This window comes from Salinimonas lutimaris, assembly GCF_005222225.1.
GTDB lineage: Bacteria > Pseudomonadota > Gammaproteobacteria > Enterobacterales > Alteromonadaceae > Alteromonas > Alteromonas lutimaris.
The window spans coordinates 1068067-1088550 of sequence record NZ_CP036536.1 but is presented as its reverse complement, the minus strand read 5'-3'; the positions used below and the strand labels follow the sequence as shown (position 1 = coordinate 1088550).

At 50.9% G+C, this 20484-nt stretch carries 17 protein-coding genes; 2 read left to right on the top strand and 15 right to left on the bottom strand.

The genetic code is table 11. From position 1 onward, the window contains the following. Nucleotides 1-4 precede the first annotated feature (4 nt). From mraY to EZV72_RS04595, 9 genes are all read right to left on the bottom strand, one after another. Nucleotides 5-1087, bottom strand: a complete 1083-nt coding sequence (mraY, locus tag EZV72_RS04635; protein ID WP_137166136.1) for a phospho-N-acetylmuramoyl-pentapeptide-transferase — start codon at nt 1085-1087, stop codon at nt 5-7. Continuing rightward, the gene (locus tag EZV72_RS04630; protein ID WP_137166135.1) at nt 1081-2484 is read right to left on the bottom strand and encodes a UDP-N-acetylmuramoyl-tripeptide--D-alanyl-D-alanine ligase; all 1404 of its coding nucleotides are present in this window, start codon (nt 2482-2484) and stop codon (nt 1081-1083) included. Before EZV72_RS04630 ends, mraY begins: the two co-directional genes overlap by 7 nt. Continuing rightward, nucleotides 2481-4010 carry a UDP-N-acetylmuramoyl-L-alanyl-D-glutamate--2,6-diaminopimelate ligase gene (locus tag EZV72_RS04625; RefSeq protein ID WP_137166134.1) on the bottom strand — a complete coding sequence of 510 codons (1530 nt, stop codon included), beginning with the start codon at nt 4008-4010 and terminating at the stop codon, nt 2481-2483. Before EZV72_RS04625 ends, EZV72_RS04630 begins: the two co-directional genes overlap by 4 nt. Then, the gene (locus EZV72_RS04620) at nt 4000-5775 is read right to left on the bottom strand and encodes a peptidoglycan D,D-transpeptidase FtsI family protein (RefSeq protein ID WP_137166133.1); all 1776 of its coding nucleotides are present in this window, start codon (nt 5773-5775) and stop codon (nt 4000-4002) included. The genes EZV72_RS04625 and EZV72_RS04620 overlap by 11 nt, the downstream gene beginning before the upstream one ends. Next, on the bottom strand, nt 5772-6122 hold the full coding sequence (gene ftsL / locus EZV72_RS04615; protein ID WP_137166132.1) for a cell division protein FtsL: 351 nt from the start codon (nt 6120-6122) through the stop codon (nt 5772-5774). The genes EZV72_RS04620 and ftsL overlap by 4 nt, the downstream gene beginning before the upstream one ends. After that, nucleotides 6119-7054 carry a 16S rRNA (cytosine(1402)-N(4))-methyltransferase RsmH gene (gene rsmH / locus EZV72_RS04610; protein ID WP_137166131.1) on the bottom strand — a complete coding sequence of 312 codons (936 nt, stop codon included), beginning with the start codon at nt 7052-7054 and terminating at the stop codon, nt 6119-6121. Before rsmH ends, ftsL begins: the two co-directional genes overlap by 4 nt. Next, nucleotides 7051-7509 (bottom strand): division/cell wall cluster transcriptional repressor MraZ, encoded by a 459-nt coding sequence (gene mraZ, locus EZV72_RS04605; RefSeq protein ID WP_137166130.1) that lies wholly within the window; start codon nt 7507-7509, stop codon nt 7051-7053. The genes rsmH and mraZ overlap by 4 nt, the downstream gene beginning before the upstream one ends. Nucleotides 7510-7801: 292 nt before the next feature. Beyond that, entirely contained in the window at nt 7802-9262 is a 1461-nt protein-coding gene (locus EZV72_RS04600; protein WP_137166129.1) for an ATP-binding cassette domain-containing protein, read from the bottom strand. Nucleotides 9263-9337: 75 nt separating this feature from the next. After that, nucleotides 9338-10111 carry a SapC family protein gene (locus tag EZV72_RS04595; RefSeq protein WP_137166128.1) on the bottom strand — a complete coding sequence of 258 codons (774 nt, stop codon included), beginning with the start codon at nt 10109-10111 and terminating at the stop codon, nt 9338-9340. Between the two features lie 424 nt (nt 10112-10535). On the opposite strand from EZV72_RS04595, the gene EZV72_RS04590 reads away from it, so the two are divergent. Beyond that, the gene (locus EZV72_RS04590; protein ID WP_137166127.1) at nt 10536-11738 is read left to right on the top strand and encodes a dipeptidase; all 1203 of its coding nucleotides are present in this window, start codon (nt 10536-10538) and stop codon (nt 11736-11738) included. 82 nt (nt 11739-11820) lie between these two features. On the opposite strand, the gene EZV72_RS04585 is transcribed toward EZV72_RS04590, so the two are convergent. The 5 genes from EZV72_RS04585 to EZV72_RS04565 form a co-directional block, all read right to left on the bottom strand. Beyond that, nucleotides 11821-12198, bottom strand: a complete 378-nt coding sequence (locus EZV72_RS04585) for a YybH family protein (protein ID WP_137166126.1) — start codon at nt 12196-12198, stop codon at nt 11821-11823. Between the two features lie 152 nt (nt 12199-12350). Then, on the bottom strand, nt 12351-13448 hold the full coding sequence (locus EZV72_RS04580; RefSeq protein WP_137166125.1) for an alpha/beta hydrolase: 1098 nt from the start codon (nt 13446-13448) through the stop codon (nt 12351-12353). 93 nt (nt 13449-13541) lie between these two features. Next, nucleotides 13542-14906 (bottom strand): PEP-CTERM-box response regulator transcription factor, encoded by a 1365-nt coding sequence (gene prsR, locus EZV72_RS04575; protein WP_137166124.1) that lies wholly within the window; start codon nt 14904-14906, stop codon nt 13542-13544. Between the two features lie 23 nt (nt 14907-14929). Beyond that, nucleotides 14930-16975 carry an XrtA/PEP-CTERM system histidine kinase PrsK gene (gene prsK / locus EZV72_RS04570; protein ID WP_137166123.1) on the bottom strand — a complete coding sequence of 682 codons (2046 nt, stop codon included), beginning with the start codon at nt 16973-16975 and terminating at the stop codon, nt 14930-14932. A 33-nt stretch (nt 16976-17008) separates the two neighbouring features. Further along, on the bottom strand, nt 17009-18133 hold the full coding sequence (locus EZV72_RS04565) for a beta-ketoacyl-ACP synthase III (RefSeq protein ID WP_137166122.1): 1125 nt from the start codon (nt 18131-18133) through the stop codon (nt 17009-17011). Between the two features lie 314 nt (nt 18134-18447). Here EZV72_RS04565 and EZV72_RS04560 point away from each other — a divergent pair, with 314 nt between their 5' ends. Beyond that, nucleotides 18448-19245: a M48 family metallopeptidase gene (locus tag EZV72_RS04560; RefSeq protein ID WP_137166121.1), complete on the top strand. Its 798-nt coding sequence runs from the start codon at nt 18448-18450 to the stop codon at nt 19243-19245. Between the two features lie 72 nt (nt 19246-19317). Here EZV72_RS04560 and EZV72_RS04555 read toward each other — a convergent pair whose 3' ends face one another. Beyond that, complete coding sequence (locus EZV72_RS04555) at nt 19318-20178, bottom strand: mechanosensitive ion channel family protein (protein ID WP_137166120.1); 861 nt, start codon at nt 20176-20178, stop codon at nt 19318-19320. Nucleotides 20179-20484: the final 306 nt, after the last annotated feature.

Sequence of the window (20484 nt, the reverse complement as noted above, 5' to 3'; positions counted from 1 at the left end):
CAGATTACCTTAGCTTCAACGTCGCCAGACCCACCAGCACCAGAATCAGGGAGATAATCCAGAAGCGAACAATCACCCGGGGTTCCGGCCAGCCTTTCAGCTCATAGTGGTGGTGAATCGGCGCCATGCGAAAGATGCGCTGGCCGCGAAGCTTGTAGGAACCGACTTGCAAAATGACTGACAGGGTTTCGGCCACAAACACACCGCCCATAATGATCAGTACAATTTCCTGGCGCACCAGTACCGCCAGCACCCCTAAGGTACCACCCAGCGCCAGCGACCCCACATCGCCCATGAAAACCTGTGCCGGATAGGTGTTAAACCACAAAAAGCCTAACCCGGCTCCCACAATAGCGGTACACACAATCACCAGCTCGCCGGCCATGGGTATAAAGGGAATATTCAGATAATCGGCAAACTTCACGTTACCGGTCACATATGCAAAGATCGCCAGTGCGCCGGCGACCAGAATCGTCGGCACAATCGCCAGACCATCCAGGCCATCGGTCAGGTTAACCGCGTTACTGGTCCCCACAATGGCAAAGTACACCACCATCATGTAGAAGATCCCCAGCTGCGGGAACACTTCCTTGAAGAACGGGACCAGTAATGATGTTTCTGCTTCAGTAGCAGCGGTGGAATACAGAAAAAATGCAATACCAATGGCAATCACCGACTGCCAGAAATACTTCCAGCGGGCGATCAGTCCTTTCGAGTCTTTGCGAATCACCTTGCGGTAATCATCCACAAACCCGATGATGCCGTAGCCGATGACCACAGACAGGGTTACCAGCACATAGCGGTTAGTTAAATCTGCCCACAACACCACACTGGTGACAATCGCGGCCAGTATCAGCAATCCGCCCATCGTCGGGGTACCGGATTTTGACAAATGGCTTTGCGGGCCATCGTCACGCACAGTCTGCCCTATTTGCATGCGCTGCAGCGCACGAATCATTTTGGGGCCAATAATAATAGCGATGAGTAACGCCGTCAGGGTGCTCAGAATCGCCCGCATCGTCAGATACGAGAATACATTGAATCCTGTTTCGAACTGGGTCAACCACTCAGCCAGCCAAATTAACATGCAACACGCTCCCGACGGCGATCAAGCTTTCCCAGAGGGGATGCCTCGATTGCCTCTACTACTCTTTCCATTTTTGAACTACGCGACCCTTTTACCAGGATCGAAATATCACGATGTTCGCTGCTTAACTCTGCCTGCAGCGCGTCTACCAGCCCCTCAACATTGTCGAAGTGAAACCCATGGGCGCCGTAAAACTCACTGGCACTCTGGCTAAGCACACCCAGCGTAAACAGATTATCAATGCCATGACGCTGGGCGTACTGGCCAACCTGTTCATGATAATAGCGGGCTTTTTCGCCCAGCTCAGCCATGTCGCCAAGTACCAGAATGCGCCGGCCACTGAACGTAGCCAGTGTATCGATAGCCGCATTAACAGAAGCCACGTTGGCATTGTAGGTATCGTCCAGCACCTTAACCTGCGGGCTGAGCACTTTCACATTCAGCCGGCCTTTTACCTGCTGCATGCTGCGTAAACCTTCGGCCACGTCGCTTAGCGTAGCGCCGACTTCAAGGGCCAGGGCAGCCGCTACCAGTGCATTCCCCACATTGTGCAGACCCGGCACAGCCAGTTGAATACCGGTTTTGCCATGGGGTGTCACCATCTGAAATTCAGCGCACCCATTCAGGCCTACCGTAATATCCTCAGCGGCAAAATCAGCCGGATTAGCCTGCGCCGGTGAAAAGGTTTTTACCCGGGTATGTTTTAGTTTGCCCAGCCAGAATTCAGTAAACTGGCTGTCGCTGTTCACAATCGCCACGCCATCGTCTGACAAGCCTTTAAAGATTTCGCTTTTGGCCCGGGCCACGCCAAACAAACTCCCGAAACCTTCCAGGTGAGAGGCAGCAGCATTGACGATGGTTGCCACGTCAGGTTTAACCAGACTGGTGGTATAGGCAATCTCGCCCAGATGATTAGCACCCAGCTCCATGACCGCAAAATCATGCTGCTCTTCAAGGCGCAGCAGGGTCAGCGGCACACCAATATCGTTATTAAAATTACCCGCAGTAGCCAGTACCTTGCCCCGGCGGGACAAAATAGCGGCGGTCATTTCTTTCACAGTGGTTTTGCCGCTACTGCCGGTAATGGCCACGGTTTTAGGCTGTACCTGCGCTTTTACCGCCGCGCCCAGCGCGCCAAGCGCCTCACGGGTATCGGCCACCGAAATCACCGGAAGTTCGCTGCTGACCGGCGCGCTGGCAATAATGGCGCTGGCACCGGCACTAGTGGCCTGCTCAATAAACTGATGGCCGTCAAAATTCGGCCCGGTAAGTGCAACAAACACATCGCCGGCCTGCAGGGAGCGGGTATCGGTGCTAACACCCTTTACCGTCAAGTCATCCCCTTTGAGCATGCCGCCAAGTTGTTGTGCAATCCATGACAGCGTTGTTGTTATCATTTGCTGTATTCCTTTTGCAGACGTGCGATTACCGCACGCTCGTTATAATTTGTTCTGGTGTCACCAATAATCTGATAATCCTCGTGACCTTTGCCAGCCACAATAATCAGGTCGCCGACTGCCGCCTTAGCCAGACTATATTCAATGGCCTGTTGCCGATCAGCTTCAAAGTGCGCCTGTTCAGGCTTAACCAACCCAGCTTTAATATCCCCGGCAATAGCCTCAGGCGCTTCAGAACGGCTGTTGTCTGTGGTGATTACAATATGGTCTGCGCCCTGCTCTGCGGCTTCTCCCATGAGCGGACGCTTGCCTTTGTCTCTGTCTCCGCCGCAGCCAAACACACACCAGATTTGACCATCAGTATGCTGTCTGGCGCTGGCCAGAACCTGCACCAGCGCATCTGGCGTATGGGCGTAATCCACTACCACATTGGCATGGCCGGTAAACGAAAATACTTCCATCCGGCCGCTGACCGGTTTGAGTATGGGCAGAATTCTGACCACATCATCAAACCGCTCTCCTTCCACCAGCGCTACCGCAATGGCACTAAGTACATTGCTGACGTTAAAGGTGCCCAGCAGCGCAATATTGACCACGGTGGTGCCCCAGCTGGTCTGCAGACGAAACTGCACCCCATCTGGATGGTATTGCACATTTGTGGCTAAACAATGGCGATGTTCTGGCAATGCACTGAGGTCGCTTTCGATGCCTGTCAGCACAACGCTGGTCTGGTCAGGCATCGCTTCAAGCCAGTGACGACTTTCCCGATCATCAATATTCAAAACGGCTGTGTGTAACCCGGGCTGCTGCAACAGCGCTCGTTTGGCTGCTGCGTAGTTGGCCATCGTCTGATGGTAATCAAGATGATCACGGGTAAGATTGGTGAATACCGCTATGTCAGTTTTAACCAGGCGAAGCCGCCCCTGCACAATGGCATGGGAAGAAGCCTCGAATGCCACATGACGGGCCTTTTGAAGCACAAAGTCTGCCAATAATGCCTGCATGGTAATAGGGTCTGGCGTGGTGTTAGGCGCCTGATCAGTTTTCCAGCGGGTGGCCTCACCCTCATAAATCGAGCTACCCAGTGTTCCAACTGAGGCACTGCGCACACCCAGCAGGGTTTTCATCTGGCTAATTAACTGAACTACCGAGGTTTTTCCGTTAGTTCCTGTGACAGCCACCGAGGCCATTTTGGTCGCCGGATAATCATAGAATGCCGCAGCCAGCGAAGACAGCATGGCTGACAAATCATACAGATGAACAATCACCGTACCACCACGCATTTCCATCGCGCCGTGGGCTTCACTGTCGTCAGATTGCGTCATAATGACTCTGGCGCCCAGACTGATAGCCTGCGGAATAAATTCGCGTCCATCAAGGCTGTGTCCCGGTACAGCCACAAAGGCCTGGCTGGGTGTCACCGCCCGCGAGTCCAGAGTCAGACCATCAATGCGGATATCCGGTGCTTCAATACCAAATTTTGCCAACAGCGGGCGTATACTCTGAGTAAACATGTTAGCCGCCATGCTGTCCTCCTGTAAGCCAGTTAGTGGAGGTGACCTGTTTGTCGTCCGGCGGAATATTAAGAAGCTGCAGAGCACCACCCATTATGGCTGAGAATGTGGGCGCGGCTGTATCACCGGCATGATATAAATCGCCACCTGGTTCATTAATTAATACCACTGTAACCAGTTGCGGGTCACTTAGCGGCGCAATACCGGCAAAGATATTCACATATTCTTCACCGTAGCCACCGGCCACCGCTTTACGACTGGTGCCGGTTTTGCCGCCTACCCGATAGCCAGGTATCGCTGCTTTGGTAGCCGTACCGCCACGCTGCACCACACTTTCAAGCATGTTCATCACCGCCCGGGCATTGTCTTCCCCTACCACGCGCTCGGCTTGTGGTTTCCAGCCTTTAGATTTGGGACTTTTCACCAGATTGAGCGGATGTTTGATACCGCCATTAGCAATGGTGGCGTACATACGGGCAAGTTGCGCGGTGGTCACAGAAATTCCGTAACCAAACGACAGTGTGGCCAGTTCAAACTTGGACCAGCGACTGCGATCATGAAAGATGCCGTCACTTTCACCGGGCATATTGGTGCCGGTGTCCGTCATCAGGCCCATGTTGTAATAGTTGTCGAGCAAAAACTGTTTAGGCACACCCAGCGCCAGTTTGGACGTCCCCATATTACTGGAGTGCTGGATTATTTCTTCCAGAGTAAGCTCGCCTAAGTTGCGGTGATCTTTAACCAGACTCCCCCCAAGTCGCATCCAGCCCGGGTAGGTATCGACCGTGTCAGTCGGTTTAACCGAGCCGAACTCCAGTGCCGACAGCACTGCCAGCGGCTTCATGGATGAGCCTGGCTCAAAGGCATCGGTCAGTACCCGGTTACGCATTCGCCGCGGCGTCGCATCGCCCCGATCATTAGGGTTAAAAGAGGGCGCATTCACCATCGCCAGAATATCACCGGTATGAATATCAACCACTATCGCAGAGGCCGACGTGGCCTGGTAATACAGCATGGCTTCTTTGATTTCACGGTATGCCAGTGCCTGAATGCGCTGATCAATGGTCAGCGTCAGGTTTCCGGCTTTTTCACCGTCGGTAGACTCCAGAATTTCCACCTGACGGCCTTTGGCATCGCGCCGGATAATTTTGGAGCCCGCCGTCCCGGTCAACCAGTCATCATAAAGCTTTTCAATGCCCTCAATACCAGTGTCATCCACATTCGTGATACCGATAAGCTGAGCGGTCACCTCGCCGTTAGGATAATAACGGCGGCTTTCCCGACGCAGGTAAATGCCCGGAATACCCAGTTCAGACACATATTCGGCCATCGCCGGAGATACCTGGCGCTGCAGGTAAACAAAGCGGCGCTTGGGATTTTGCACTTTGGCTTTCAGTTCATTCACATCACGGCCCAGCACATCGGCCAGCGCTTCCCAGCGACGGGTTTTATCCAGCCCGTTTTTCTGATGGACAATTTTAGGATCGGCATAAATCGCCTGAACCGGTACACTGACAGCCATTTCCACGCCGTTACGATCAGCAATGATACCCCGATAGCTTGGCATGTTACGGGTACGCAGGGTACGGCTGTCACCCTGTTCTATCAGGTTATCCGGGGCAATGACCTGTATGTAAGCGGCCCGGGCGGCAATGGCACCAAACACCAGCACTACCGTGACAATCACTACAATAAAACGCCACTGCATCAGACTGGGTCGTACATTTTGTCTGGCCCCGCGGGCTTTTTTGGTTGATTTTAGCGAGCCTATTTTCATTTGATTCGCACCACGACTTCTTTGTCTGCACTGGGGCGATGCATGTCCAGTTGCTTTTCAACCATCGCTTCAATGCGGTTGTGTTCGGTCAGCGCACGCTGCTCCAGTACCAGATTGCGCCATTCCACATCCAGTTCATCGCGCTCTTGCATCAGATCTTCCAGAGCAATATTTTCCTGCCGGTTATGATGGCTGGCCAGAATCACACAAAAGGCTGAGACAACGACCGCTAAATACAACAAAACCCGCAATAGGTTGCGGGTTAAATCATGCACTAATGTGAGTAAGAACTCCCAGTTAAATAAGCTAAATAAGCTAAACAAGGAGCCCTGCCGGGGGGAGGTCATAACTTTTCGGCCACCCGTAATACCGAGCTGCGGGAACGCACATTTACCGCAATTTCTTCATCCGAGGGCTTCATCGCCTTACCGACCGGGCGCAGCACTTTATCGGCATCTATTTCTGCCTGTGTCACCGGCAGGTTATGCGGAACCACTTTTCCTTTGCTCTGATCCTTAATAAAGCGTTTTACCAGGCGATCTTCGAGCGAGTGGAACGAGATCACCGCCAGCCGGCCACCGGGTTGCAGTACTTCCACACCGGCTTTTAACCCATCACGCAGCTGATCCAGCTCTGCATTGATATAAATGCGGATTCCCTGAAACGCACGGGTTGCCGGATGTTTGTACTTATCTTTAACCGGCACTGCTTCGTCAATCAGCTCTGCCAGCTCAAGCGTACGGGACAGCGGTTGCTCGGCGCGGCGATTAACAATGGCGTGGGCGATACGCTTGCCAAACTTTTCCTCACCGAACTCTTTGATCACCTGTGCAATGTCCTGCTCTTCGGCGCTGTTTAGCCAGTCTGCGGCACTGACGCCACGACTGGTGTCCATGCGCATATCCAGGGGTCCGTCGCGCAAAAAACTAAAACCGCGGCTGGCATCATCAAGCTGGGGTGAAGAAACGCCCAGATCCATCAGTACCCCATTGATTTTGCCGCTCAAACCACGGCTGGCCAGCTCGTCCGCCAGCTGTCCGAACGGTTCATGAATAATGGTAAAGCGGTCATCACCGGCGAAGCGTTTAGCTGCCTCGATGGCTTGCGGGTCCCGGTCAAAAGCAATTAACCGGCCCTGCGCTGACAGGTTTTCCAGAATTTTGGCTGAATGGCCGCCGCGGCCAAATGTCGCATCGACGTAAATCCCATCCGGGTCAATAGCTAAACCGTCAATGCACTCGTTAAGCAACACCGAAATATGTGCATAGTCGGTTGTCATAATATAAGGTCCTGTAATCGTTCTGTCGGTTCAAACTCTCTGCCACGCTCAATTTCCATATCTTCCTGAACCTGACTTCGCCATAAGGCGGCATCCCAGATCTCAAAATTGGTCAGCTGACCCATCAGTATGATCTCTTTATCCAGGCCGGCATAGGTACGCAACACAGGGGGAACAAGAACCCGGCCGCTTTTATCCATATCGACTTCAGCAGCATGCCCCAGCAAAAGACGTTTTACGCGCCGTTCTGCCGGATGGGTGTTGGAGAGTTTACTTAATTTTAATTCTAATTCTTCCCATTCGGGAAGTGGGTAAAGCAGCAAACAGTCATGATGTAAATCGACTGTGCAGACCAGCTGTCCGGTACAATCATCCAGAAGGGGTTGACGGTATTTTGTTGGTATTGCCAACCGCCCTTTTGCATCCAGATTGATTGTATTAGCGCCGCGGAACATTCCCCTAGCCTTTTATTTTTTGCTGGTATTTTTCTTGTTTTAAATCGAGTGCTGATCTGCCAAATGTTTCCCTTTTGATCCACATTTCGCCACTTTTACCCACTGAGAACAGTTTAGGTAGGTTCTGTTCCCACTGTCAAGGAAAAAACCGGCCTGAAAGCCGCGTAGCTATTGGGTTTGACCTGTATTTATATACAGTGAAATTTGTAAAGTGCATGAAAAGGTGGGTGAAAATAAAGCAACAACAGCGTAATAAAGATGAAAAAAAGTCAGAATAATTTCGGTCAGGTCACTACCCGGCCTGATAGTCGCTCAGATCCAGTACAGATGTTTTACCCTTCAAAGTATCTTCGCGGTGATGATTCACATACAGCACAGTGGTAGTGCTTTGTGCCATCAGGCGCGAGGTCAGGGCCAGGACTTTTGCCCGGTTAAGCGGATCCAGGCCGTTACAGGGCTCATCGAGTATCAGCAGTGCCGGCTGCTTTATCATTGCCCGGGCGATCAAAACCAGACGCCGGTCCCCCTCACTAAGTGACTGTAGCGGCGTGTGTGCCTGGTCACTTAGCTGTAAAAGGGTTAGCCACTGCTCAGCAATGGCCTGTTGTTGCCGGTCTGGCTGCTGATATAAACCAATGGAATCAAAAAAGCCCGACAGCAAGGCATGGCGCACTGAGCAGTTTACCCGGTACTGTAAATACAGGCTGTTGGATACCAGACCAATATGCTGTTTGATATCCCAGATGCTCTCGCCACTACCCCGCTTATAGCCAAACACCGTCAGCTGATTGGTGTAACAGTGGGGGTCATCGCCGGTGATCATTGCCAGTAACACACTCTTGCCGGCGCCATTAGGCCCGACAATCTGCCAATGCTCTGCCGGATTGACCTGCCAGTTCAAGTCTTCAAAGACGGTATGCCCGTCGAACCTGACGGTCCCGTTGGTCAGGCTGACCAGCGCCCCGGAGGCGGGCTGAGCACGGTTATCCGGCGCTGCCGGCAGTGCAATATCATCAGCAGACAGACTGAACAACCGGCTCAGGTGCCCATTCAGTTCATCGGTGGTGCAGGTTACCGTTAAGGCTCCCAGTCGTCCGTTTTCCATCCAGCCACAATGACAAAACAGCCCGGCCGGTAAATCCTGCCAGCGCGCGGTTGCTACAACCAGCGTGGTATGCGGCGCAATCTCCACCAGCAACTGTTGTAACGCGTGTGTGGTTTTCTCATCCAGCCCGGCAAACGGCTCATCCAGCAGTAACCAGTCTGGCTGACGTAAAAACGCCCGGGCCAGCAGTAACTTGCGGGTTTCTCCGGTAGATAACGCCGTAAAGGGGCGCTTGAGTATATCGGTGATACACAGCGCATCGGTTATTCTGCGAGCTTGGCCGGTTAACTCATAGCGTGTATCACAGCCACTGACATCCTGCGATTCCTCCAGCAATATCTCAACGGCCAGGGTTGGCGTGGCAATCACATCGAGAATATCAGCACTGTCTTTTTTACGTTCTTGTTCCAACAAGGCCTGCTGCTGATAACTGCTCACCCACTCCAGAGTCCCGCTGACTTCACATCCCCCCTGCTGCGGCATCATCTCACCAGCCAGTACCGCCAGTAATGCTGACTTGCCGCCACCATTTGCGCCGGTCAGCAAACAGTGCTGGCCCGGATACAAATCCAGATTGTCAGTGTGCAGGGTAAAGTTGCGGTGTGGGCTTGCTACCAGCTGGCGCAGAGAAATACGAATAGCGGACATAAGACAGGATTCTTTAAACAACTGCTCCAATAAAAAACGGGCTGTAAAAGCCCGTTTTTAGTGTGAGATAACAACTTACTCGGCGGTTGCCTGAGCCTGTTGTTGCTCGGCATTGCCAGATACAGAGGACAGTTGCATCGTCTGAATCGGATTGTCAGTGTCTTTGGACAGCTCAACCAGACGGTTTAGCTGACCCAGTGACATCATGATGGCATACATGGCACCCAGGAAACCTGACTTGTGCAGTTCCATCACTTTATCTTCTGGCAGTTCAAGCAGCTTCTTCTCATTGATGCTCATCATGCCGGTAACATTACGCTGCTGGCCACTGGCATAAACCAGACGAATCTGAATTTCTTCCAGCAGATCCAGCTCCAGTACCTGCTTGACAAAGCGTTGTGTCATCATTTCACTGTTGGCCAGATCAGACAGGAACTGCTGACGGTTTTTCAGGAAATCAGAGGGTTCACCAGCTTCGGTAAACAGCGACTGGCCTTCTTCGCCAATCAGGTCACTGTTCTCGTCAATGTAAACGCCCAGCTTATCGCCGTCAGGACGTACATCAAACGGGTAGCGCAATACGTTCATAGGTACATGCGGGCCTTTCCAGCGGTCTGTTGCTAAAAACAGGTTCTGGTTTTGTTCCATGCCCAGCATCGTTACAACGTGATGACGATCCATGTTGGGATCTTTGATAAATACGATTGGCATTGTCGATGCCAGCTGCGCAAACTCTTTGATAGACGCCGCAGCCAGGTGCGTATTTTTGGCGAATGCGAATGCGTTATTCACCGCTATCTTTGTGTCTTTGTGTTTTTCTTTATCTAGCGGGATATAGTTAATTGCCATAATCTCAATCTCGTAACAGTTAAGGGTGGTAATGCATAAATTGACAAGAATGCTGCAACCATCAAGTGTTGCTTCACGCTTTCCCTGCGTCGCCTGCGGACAACCACACGGCTTAACATTGGATGAAAAGTATTACCACGAAATTTACTTCAACAATCGCCCTGAGATGATGTACTTTCTTGCGCGTACTTCTTTTACAGGGTGGCGGGCAGTATCCCGTATTTACGGGTTTAAGTCACGCGTCAAAACCATATCAAGTTTTAAGTTTTTATGACAACAGATTAACACACTTTTTTTCCGGTTGGCTGCGACAGCCTATTACAACCGCCGGGTAAACCTGCTATAAAATACCCTTCATAACATGATAAAAAAAGCCCTGATAAAACGGCTAACCTTCTGAATTAAAATAAAAAGGAAACACACTATGGGGTTTAAACCAAGTCTGCTGGCACTGGCAGTGGGCGCGTTATCAACATTGAATGTTGCCTGTGCCACAACCGGTGACCAGGCCCGTGACATTGCTCAAAATAGCATCATTGTGGACGGTCACATTGATGTTCCCTATCGGGTTCACAACCAATGGGTGGATGTAACCCAGGCGACCAGTGATGGTGATTTTGATTATCCCCGAGCCAGAAAAGGCGGGTTGAATGCGCCATTTATGTCAATTTATGTGCCTGCTTCTCTGGATAATTCTGACCAGTCGACCCAGTTGGCGCACCAGTTGATTGATTCAGTAGAAGCGATCGTTCAGCGCGCCCCGGATAAATTTGCCCTGGCCGGCAATGCTGCCGAGGTTCGTGAGCAATTTGAAAAAGGTGTCATATCTCTGCCGATGGGCATGGAAAATGGCTCACCGATACAGGGCAAACTGGACAACCTGCAAATCTTTTTTGATCGCGGTATTCGCTACATCACGCTGGCTCATTCTCAGTCCAATCATATCAGTGACTCTTCATATGACCTGCGTCGTAAGTGGAAAGGGTTGAGCCCGTTTGGCAAAGAGCTGGTCCGTGAGATGAATAATATCGGCATGCTGATAGACATCTCTCATGTTTCTGATGACGCGTTTTATCAGGTGGTCGAGCTGACCAAAACCCCGGTCATTGCCTCTCACTCCTCGTTACGTCATTTCACTCCCGGATTTGAGCGTAATATGAATGATGACATGCTTAAAAAGCTGGGGCAGAACGGCGGTATTGTCATGATTAACTTTGGCTCCGGATTTGTGACCAAAGAAGCCCGCCAGTGGCGTGATGGCCTGAGTAAATTTACCAACGCACAGATTAAGGAATATGGCGCTGACAGCGAACAGGTCAGTAATGCCGAGCAAACCTATCAGCAACAGCATCCTTATCCGTACTCCACGTTAAGTGAAGTACTGGATCATATCGATTATGTCGTTAACCTGATTGGTATTGAGCATGTTGGTATTGGCTCTGACTACGATGGTGTTGGCGATACCCTGCCAGAAGGCCTGAAGGATGTCTCTGCCTTTCCAAACCTGGTGGCCGGTTTACTAGAGCGTGGGTACAGTGAAGCAGACATCAAAAAGATTTTGGGTGAAAACTTTTTGCGGGTATGGGAGCAGGTTGAGCAATACGCCAGCCAGCATTCTAAGAGTTAATTTGCAACGGACAGGCACGTTCAAACGTGCCTGCTTGCCTGACTGATATCAGGCACATAACCTGGCAAATCAGCGTCCCGCATCAAACGTAATCAAGCAGTTTCACACCAAAGAAATTATCGATAGCGCAGCGCCACTGACCATCCGCCTCCCGGCGAAACACATACACGGCTTTTTCAGCATTACAGGTGGTGGAGCCCTGCTGTAAATACAGCTTACACATCACCAGCGCAATATCTCCCTGCTCAACCACCACCTCATCGCCGGCCACTACCTGATGCTCGGGCATATAACGATGGCGAAATGCAGACAGTGCATCATCAAGCTGCGCGGTCATCGACAGCACCGGCTTTTCAATCAAACGGGCGTCGTGGCAGTAGCACTGCATTAAGGCAGACATGTCGCGAGTATTTACAGCATGATGTAACTGAGCCAGCTGGCGTGAAGCAGGATGTTGCATGATTCTCTTTCCTGATTTAGCCGCAAAAGAGAGTAGATACAAAAAACCCGCCTTCGCGGCGGGTTTTTGTTTAATTTGTTTGCTGCACAACTAAACCCGCCATTGCTTGATAATAGCGAGAATGAGAATAGCAATACGTTGTGCAAATACCGTCATCGGGTCTTTTCCTGAAAGTCGTCATAACTAATGTACGGTCGCGCCTCACCTGAGTCAAGCGCTTCATCCTGCGCCGGCGTCTGTTCGGCGACAAAGGCTTTTAGCATCATCGACATCTGCCGGAACAGCGGATTTGGTTTGGGCACAGCGCAGCGTTCCTGAGCATTAACCTGACTTTTATCAAAATGCATGTCAGCTACCAGCTTACGATTTAGCGGCAAGTCGGCATGGCACAAGTCATATTCCTCATCAATTTCAAACAGCGTGTTTTTACCGTTGGCGTAGCCAAGCAGATCGGTCACTCCGTGCACGGGCGTCGTATTGTCGGCCTGTGAGTGAGCCACAAATACCGGGACCTCAATGTGCCGACCGGCGTCCAGCCGTTCGCGGATATGGTCAATGATATCCATCAACTCGAGCCCGGCGAACCCGGCGACGGCCGGATATTTATAAGGATTGGGACCACGGGTGGCATAATCACCGTCAATCAGTCTGGCCAGCAGCTTAATGCCCCATATCTTCCACATGGTTTCGGCGTTATCCGACAGCGCCAGCGCACCGGAAAACAGCATGATGCCATCGACACTATCCGGTTCATCCAGATACTGATCCACGGCCAGTGCCCCGCCGGTAGAAAAACCACCGATATAGACCTTTTCCCCCAGCGGCGCGGCGAGTGTCATTATCTCGTCCACATGGGTCTGCCAGCGCTCCGCCAGTTGTGAATCAGACATATCTGCGTCAGCTTCACGTTTACCATGACCCGGTAACAGCGGCACCACTACATTAAAGCCATTATCAAACAGTACCCCGGCAATGGCTTGCATAAAGTAAGGCGAGTCGCTCAGCCCATGAAACAACACCGCCACATTGTTAACCGGTTTATCATGGTGCAAAATAAACGGGCTGTTGCCCTCATTTCGCAGTGTATCTGAACATACGCTGTAACGCTGTGCCTGGCGTTCAGCGCAGGGCTTTACGCTGCCCAGTTCTTTTTTATAGGTCGCAGAAAACTCATCCATCACAGATGACAGGGTGTCGGCTATGGCCGGGGTGGTCATCAACAGACTCACAAACCAGATAATACGCGTCATTAACACGCTCTCCTTGAATACAGCAGGATGAAAAAGAAACCAACAGGCAGGAAGAAAAAATATAACGCCGGTATCTGCGCCGGCGTTATCGGATTACACACCGCTTTTTAAGTCTTCCATATGATATTTATCAATCAGGGAATACAGCGTGGGCCGGGTCACACCAAGCAACTCGGCAGTTTTTGACATGTTTTTATCAGCATTCTGATAGGCTTTTCGAATCGCCCGGCTTTCTGCCAGTTCACGCACCTCGCGCAGATTCAGGGTTTCCGGGCCGCCCTGCCCGTCTTCACTTTCCGCCAGTCCCAGATCGTCCGCCTGTACCAGTGTGCCTTCAGCCATGATCACCGCCGACTTCAGCTTGTTCTGCAGTTCGCGGATATTGCCCGGCCAGCGGTGGGCCAGCATGGCATTAATAGCGCCGTCGGAAAAGCTTTTGGCTTTAGCATTAAATTCTTCGCGGTACTGGCCCAGAAACGTCCTGGCCAGCAGAATGATGTCCTGCTCACGCTGGCGCAGCGGCGGAATCATAATCGGGATTTCGCCAATACGGTAATACAAATCTTCCCGGAATGTTTCTTCTGTCACCATAGTCTGCAAATCACGGTGCGTGGCGCAAATCACCCGGATATCCACCGGAATTTCAGCCCGGCCGCCAACCCGCTCAATGACCCGCTCCTGCAAAAAGCGCAGCATTTTTGCCTGCAGGCCGATGGGCATATCACCGATTTCATCAAGAAACAGCGTACCGCCCTGTGCGGTTTCAATTTTCCCCAGAGTGGTTTTGTTAGCGCCGGTAAACGCGCCTTTTTCATAACCAAACAGCTCACTTTCCAGCAGATTTTCAGGAATGGAGGCACAGTTAATGGCCACAAACGGTTTGTCTTTGCGCGGGCTGTGCTCATGAATACTGCGGGCAAACACTTCTTTACCGGTGCCACTTTCCCCCAGCAACAGGGTGCTGACATCCGTGCTGGCAATTTTTTCGGCCTTGCGTACCGCCGCCTGAATTGCATCGCTGTTGCCGATAATACGGCCCATACCCGGACGGGTTTTGGCCAGAATCCGGTTTTCTTCTTCCAGCTTGGCCAGATTGAGCGCCCGGTTAACCAGCAGCTTGATGGTGTCTGAATCAATCGGCTTCTGGTAAAAATCATAGGCGCCCAGCTCAATCGCTTTTAACGCATTTTCTTTATCGTTATTACCGGTCACCACAATTACCTTGGTACGCGGCGACAGGGCAATCATCTCTTCAAGAGTTTTAAGCCCTTCTGAGGCATTGGCAGGGTCAGGCGGCAGGCCCAGGTCCAGCGTGACCACTTTGGGCTCATGGCGACGCAACTGGGCAATTGCTGAAGTGCGATCATCAGCAAACACCACATTATAATCGGTGAAACTCCATTTCAGCTGCTTTTGAATTCCCAGATCGTCATCAACTACCAGTATGGTATCCGTCATTACTTTTGCTTCCTGTAAACGTGTTAACTTGCAGAACTCAGGGCGCTTTGCAAAGGAAACGCCATGGTAAAGCAGCTTCCCTCACCCACCCGACTACTTACCGTCAGGCTGCCTCCAACAGATTCCATGTACTGTTTTGCATCATACGCACCAATGCCCATACCGGCGTTCCCTTTGGTCGTATCAAACGGTTTAAACAAACGCTGCTCAATAAAGGCTTTGTCCATTCCGCAACCGGTATCTTCTATTTGCACCCACTGCTGGGTGCCGGCATGACTCTGGCGCAGGGTGACAATCACCTGCCCATTGGCGTCGGTGGCCTGTTGTGCATTGCTAATTAAATGATAAAGCACATTGGCGAACTTTTCAGCATCGACCAGTACCTGACTTTCCTGTTCACAGATCAGTTGTGGAATGGGTTGTAGTGACTGACAGCGATTTTCGATCACCTGTCTGACGATGGGCGACAACGCCTGCGCCGAGTCGATGCCTTTTTCGTCCACCTTTTTCTCAGTCAGCTGGCGCAGCATTTTGTCCATGCGTGCTTTGGTATAATGCAGGGTTTCAAAGGTATCGTCGATAAACTCAGGATTATCTTTATGCTGCTCTGCATTACACAGAATCAAATCGATTTGCGCCATAACATTTTTTAAGTCGTGCAGTACAAACGCAGACATTCGGCTGAACGCGGCAAACTGCGCGTTCTCAGCCACCGCTTTAGCAGCTTCACTGTGCAGAATATACGTGGATACCTGCTCACCCACCGCGTTGAGATAATCGCGTACCTCCCAGTCCAGCTTGACCTGTTCACCGGAGGACTGCAACAGGGCAAAGCCCCAGACTTTTTCCTGATAAAATAACGGAATTACCAGATGAAACTCGCTGGCTCCTACCGCATCACGATCCAGCTGCAACCCTTCATAATTGAAAGGGTTAACCTGATATTCCTGCAAGTCAATTAGCCAGCTCGTAGTGGCACAAAACGGGATCAGATGGCGCAAAATGCTCTGCTCGCGATCGGTATATTCCGGATAGCCCATCTCAGCCACCACTTCCAGCTGTTCAGAGGCAATCTTAACCAGCACTCCGGTGTCGTAGTTAATCGCATTCGCCGTGCCGGTAAGGGCATTGGCGTACACTTCATGAATACCGGCGGTCTGACTGGTCAGAGATTTGGTCAGCTTAACCCACTCTACCCGGTAATCAAACTTATTGGAAAAAAAGTGCTTGGTGATAAACACCCGAAAACGGTTACGCAGACTGTTGGATAAAAACACCGCGGCCAGCATGGTCAGTGACAAGGCCAGGGATATAATCTGCAGAGTGGCGCTCCAGTTGCCACCAAAGTAGTTTACGGCATAACCAGCCAGTGCCACGATGGCCAGAAATGCGCCGGCGACCATGAGCATTGAGGTGTGCAGTACCACTTGCCGGGAGATAAAAATATCCACCCCCCAGTGCCGGATTCGCCTGATGGCCATGACCAGCAAAGCCAGTAAGAACAGGTAAAAATATCCACGGGCGGCAATAAAGCCCAGCTCCACTTTATTGAGCATGGTGGCATTAACATATGTCACAAACTCAAACAGGTGGGTAGCGCCTAAGTAGATCACCAGTGGCTTAAATGCCCAGCGCTCTTCGCCGGCTTGCCGGTAAAGAACTTCCAGTAATACCAGCACTTCCAGAGATAACAGCGTCAGCAGTAAAAAGTAGGTACTGGTGGACATCGGGAATAAGAACCCGGTGGCCAGCACCGCTACCGGTGGCGCCAGAATAAACAGGGTGGCCGGACGCTGCAAAACACTGAATAAGGAAGTAAAGTCGTTACGCAGGCAACTGGCCAGAAACAACAGCCAGACCAGCAGCTTCACCGTATCCGCGGTCAGCAGATAGCGCATACTGATGGGCCCGAACAGGCTGGTGACAAACCCGGCCGACCAGCAAAAGGTCACCACCGAGGCCAGCACCAATAGATGTTTGGCCAGCCCCGCCTTGCGTACCGTAAATAACAACAACATGAGCACCAGGTAACCCAGTGCATTCATGAAATAGCCGATATCTGAAATCATTTACGTCCCTGCGTCGCAATAGCAGTGTCTAGATCAGCGCTTTTTCAGCACCAGACTGCCGATAGAGTAACCCGCCCCGAACGAACACAGTACGCCCACATCCCCGGCGGTTAGGTCCTTATGATGCAGACCAAACGCAATCACCGACCCGGCAGAGGCGGTATTAGCATATTCATCCAGCACAATCGGCGCTTCCTGCTGACTGGCTTCGCGGCCCAGCAATCGTTTGCAGATCAATAAGTTCATATTAATGTTGGCCTGATGTAACCACCAGCGCGCCACATCCGCAGCCCCCAGATCATGCTGTTTAAGATGGTTTTCAATATGCTCGGCGGCCATCGGACACACTTCCTTAAACACCTTGCGACCCGCCTGATGAAACAGCTTATCTGCCCCGTACGGATCAGCGTCCGTAGCACGACTGATATAGCCGAAGTTGGAACGGATATTATTAGAAAACTTGGTTAACGCCTTGGTGCTCAGCACATCATACACATGCTCAGCTGTGGCCGTTTCGGCTTTTTCCAGCACGGTGGCGGTAGCCACATCACCAAAAATAAAGTGGCTGTCGCGGTCGGTATAATTGACCTGTGGAGACACCAGCTCCGGATTAATAACCAGTACACAACCTGCATTACCCGCTGCAATCATTTCATAGGCCCGGTGCATACCAAATGTAGCCGCCGAACAGGCCACCAGCATGTCAAAACCAAATCCATCAATGCCCAGTTCCTGCTGAACTTCAATAGCAATGGCTGGATATGATCGCTGGGTGTAGGCGCACGATACAATCACAGCATCGACATCGGCTGCGGATTTGTTGGCTTCTTTAAGTGCTTTTTTGGCGGCTTCAATCGCAATCTGAGCCTGGTCAGATACTTCGTTGTCGGCACGCTCGGGAATTTTCGGGCGCATCCGATCCAGCTCCAGTGCGCCTTCTTTGCGATAAATATAACGCTGCTTAATGCCTGAGGCTTTTTCAATAAATTCTGCGCTGGAGTGCGGTTTAGGGTCTAGCTCACCGGCCTCAATCTGCGCCTGATGCTGTGCATTATAGGCATCTGCATAGGCATTATAGCTGGCGACCAGCTCCTCGTTGGTAATCGTGTAATCAGGGTTCCAGACACCCACGCCGCTAACAACAATATTATGTGCCATTTGATTCTCTTTCATGTCCTGGAGCGCAACAGGCAAATCATGCGCTCATGTTGATGGGCTTAGCTTAGCGCGTTGTGACAAAAATGTCATGAAACATCCTTGGGGTATCCTGCTGCTATCCGCATGAAAAGTGCCGGAAAATCGTGTATTCATGCAGTGTTGCTGATAAGGCCATCGCTTATCTGATCCTTTTACATAAGCCACTGGTAATGTTTTTTTACTACCGCTCAATAAGTCTGGCGCGATATATACCAAGTCAGTACACTTCCATTAAGATAACCAGATAATTTGCGAACAACCAATAAGGACCCTTCATGAGTACATGGATAAAAACCCTTGCCGCGGTGAGCGTGGCTGCATTGCTGGGTGGCTGTGCAACCTCTCCTACCGGCCGTAATCAGGTATTACTGTATTCGTCTGATCAGCTTGCCCAGATGGGTGACCAGGCATTCAGTAGTATGAAAGAAGAGCTGAAAGTGTCTAATCAGCGGGTCGAGAATGCTTATGTTGAGTGTGTAGCAGATGCCATCACCCCTTACGTGCCTAAAGAGGTTTATGACGGTCAGTGGGAAGTTGTTGTTTTTGACGATGAACAGGTTAACGCCTTTGCACTACCCGGCGGTAAAATTGGTGTGTATACCGGCCTGCTGAATGTGGCAAAAAATCAGGACCAGCTGGCCGCGGTTATTGGTCACGAAGTTGGCCACGTTATCGCCCAGCATGGTAACGAGCGCATGTCGCAGGGAACGTTGATAAACATGGGCAGTCAGGCGGTAGGCCAGGTTTTGGCAGCCAATGAGGTGCCGCAGACCGGTCCGATTATGGCGGCAATCGGTTTGGGTATGCAGGTGGGTGTTCAACTGCCATTTAGCCGGGCTCACGAGTCAGAGGCTGATGTAATTGGTTTACAGCTGATGGCAAAATCAGGATTTGACCCTCGTCAGTCGGTTGATCTCTGGCAGAATATGGAAGCCGCCAGTGATGGCGAGCGGCCGATGGAAATGCTCTCCACCCACCCTGCACCACAAACCCGTATCAGTAACTTACAGGCGAATATGGAACCTGCGCTGGCCGATTACCAGGCCACTTCAAACCGCCCCAAGTGCAAATAACAGCGGCCATATTGACCATACAAACAAAAACGCCACGGCAATAACCGTGGCGTTTTTTTTATCTGACAACCATTACGCGTCTTTGTTGGATGTGTTATCGGCTTCTTTGAAGAAGTGTACATCCATTTGCGGATAAGGAATGGAGATACCTTCCTGGTCAAAGCGCAGTTTAACCTGCTCGGTGAAATCCAGCTTCAGTTTCAGAAAGTCTGATGCATTACACCACGGACGTACCGTGAAGTTCACACTGCTATCACCTAGCTCAGACACACCCACCAGCGGAGCAGGTTTTGCGTGAACACGCTCATCGGCTTCAAGCATTTCAATTAAAATGCGTTTGGCTTTTAGCAAATCGTCATCGTAGCCAATACCAAATGTCATATCCGCACGGCGAGTATCCTTGGCAGAATAGTTAGTAATATTACCGTTATAAATATTCCCGTTAGGAATGGTAATTTCTTTGTTATCCACAGATGTCATGGTGCTATGGAAGATACCGATTTTCTGAACCGTACCCATGGTGCCTGCCGCTTCAATGAAGTTACCGGCTTTAAAGGGTTTAAAGACCAGCAGCATAACGCCGGCGGCAAAATTTTTCAGAGAATCTTGCAGCGATAAGCCAATGGCCAGACCGGCGGCACCGACAATCGCTACTAACGACGTCGTATCAACACCAAGCTCATTCAATGAGGCCACGATAACAAACAGCATCAGAATCGCACTGATGATCGATTCCAGAAAGTTGATCAACATCTCATCATATTTCGATTTTGCCATCAGCCGGCGAAACACCGAGAGAATCATGCCAACGACAAATCGACCGACAACATAGATAACGATGGCCATGGCAATATTGATGCCCCACGGAATGGCATAATCGTTAATATACATTTCAATGTTTTCAGCACTGAACATGTTGAGATTTTCTTCCATATTCGGATCCTTCTGGGTTGTTAAATAATTCAACGTTAAGCTAGCAGTCTTTTATACACTGGTGCAACGCCTAAGCTGGTCTGACGGGAAAATATCATACGGAAGTATAAAATTTTATCCCTTAATTCACTCTGTCCCTGAATTTTACCACTAACCTATTGTGAAAATAGGAGTGTTGTCCCGTCATTGTGGCTTGTCGTAACAAATGCACGCGGTTGGGTTCCTTCTGCGGGGTAGTGCCGTTTGCAGAAGAAATTGGTAGCCAATCCTGGCCAAACGATTTAAAATATCCGCCGTAGAATTTTG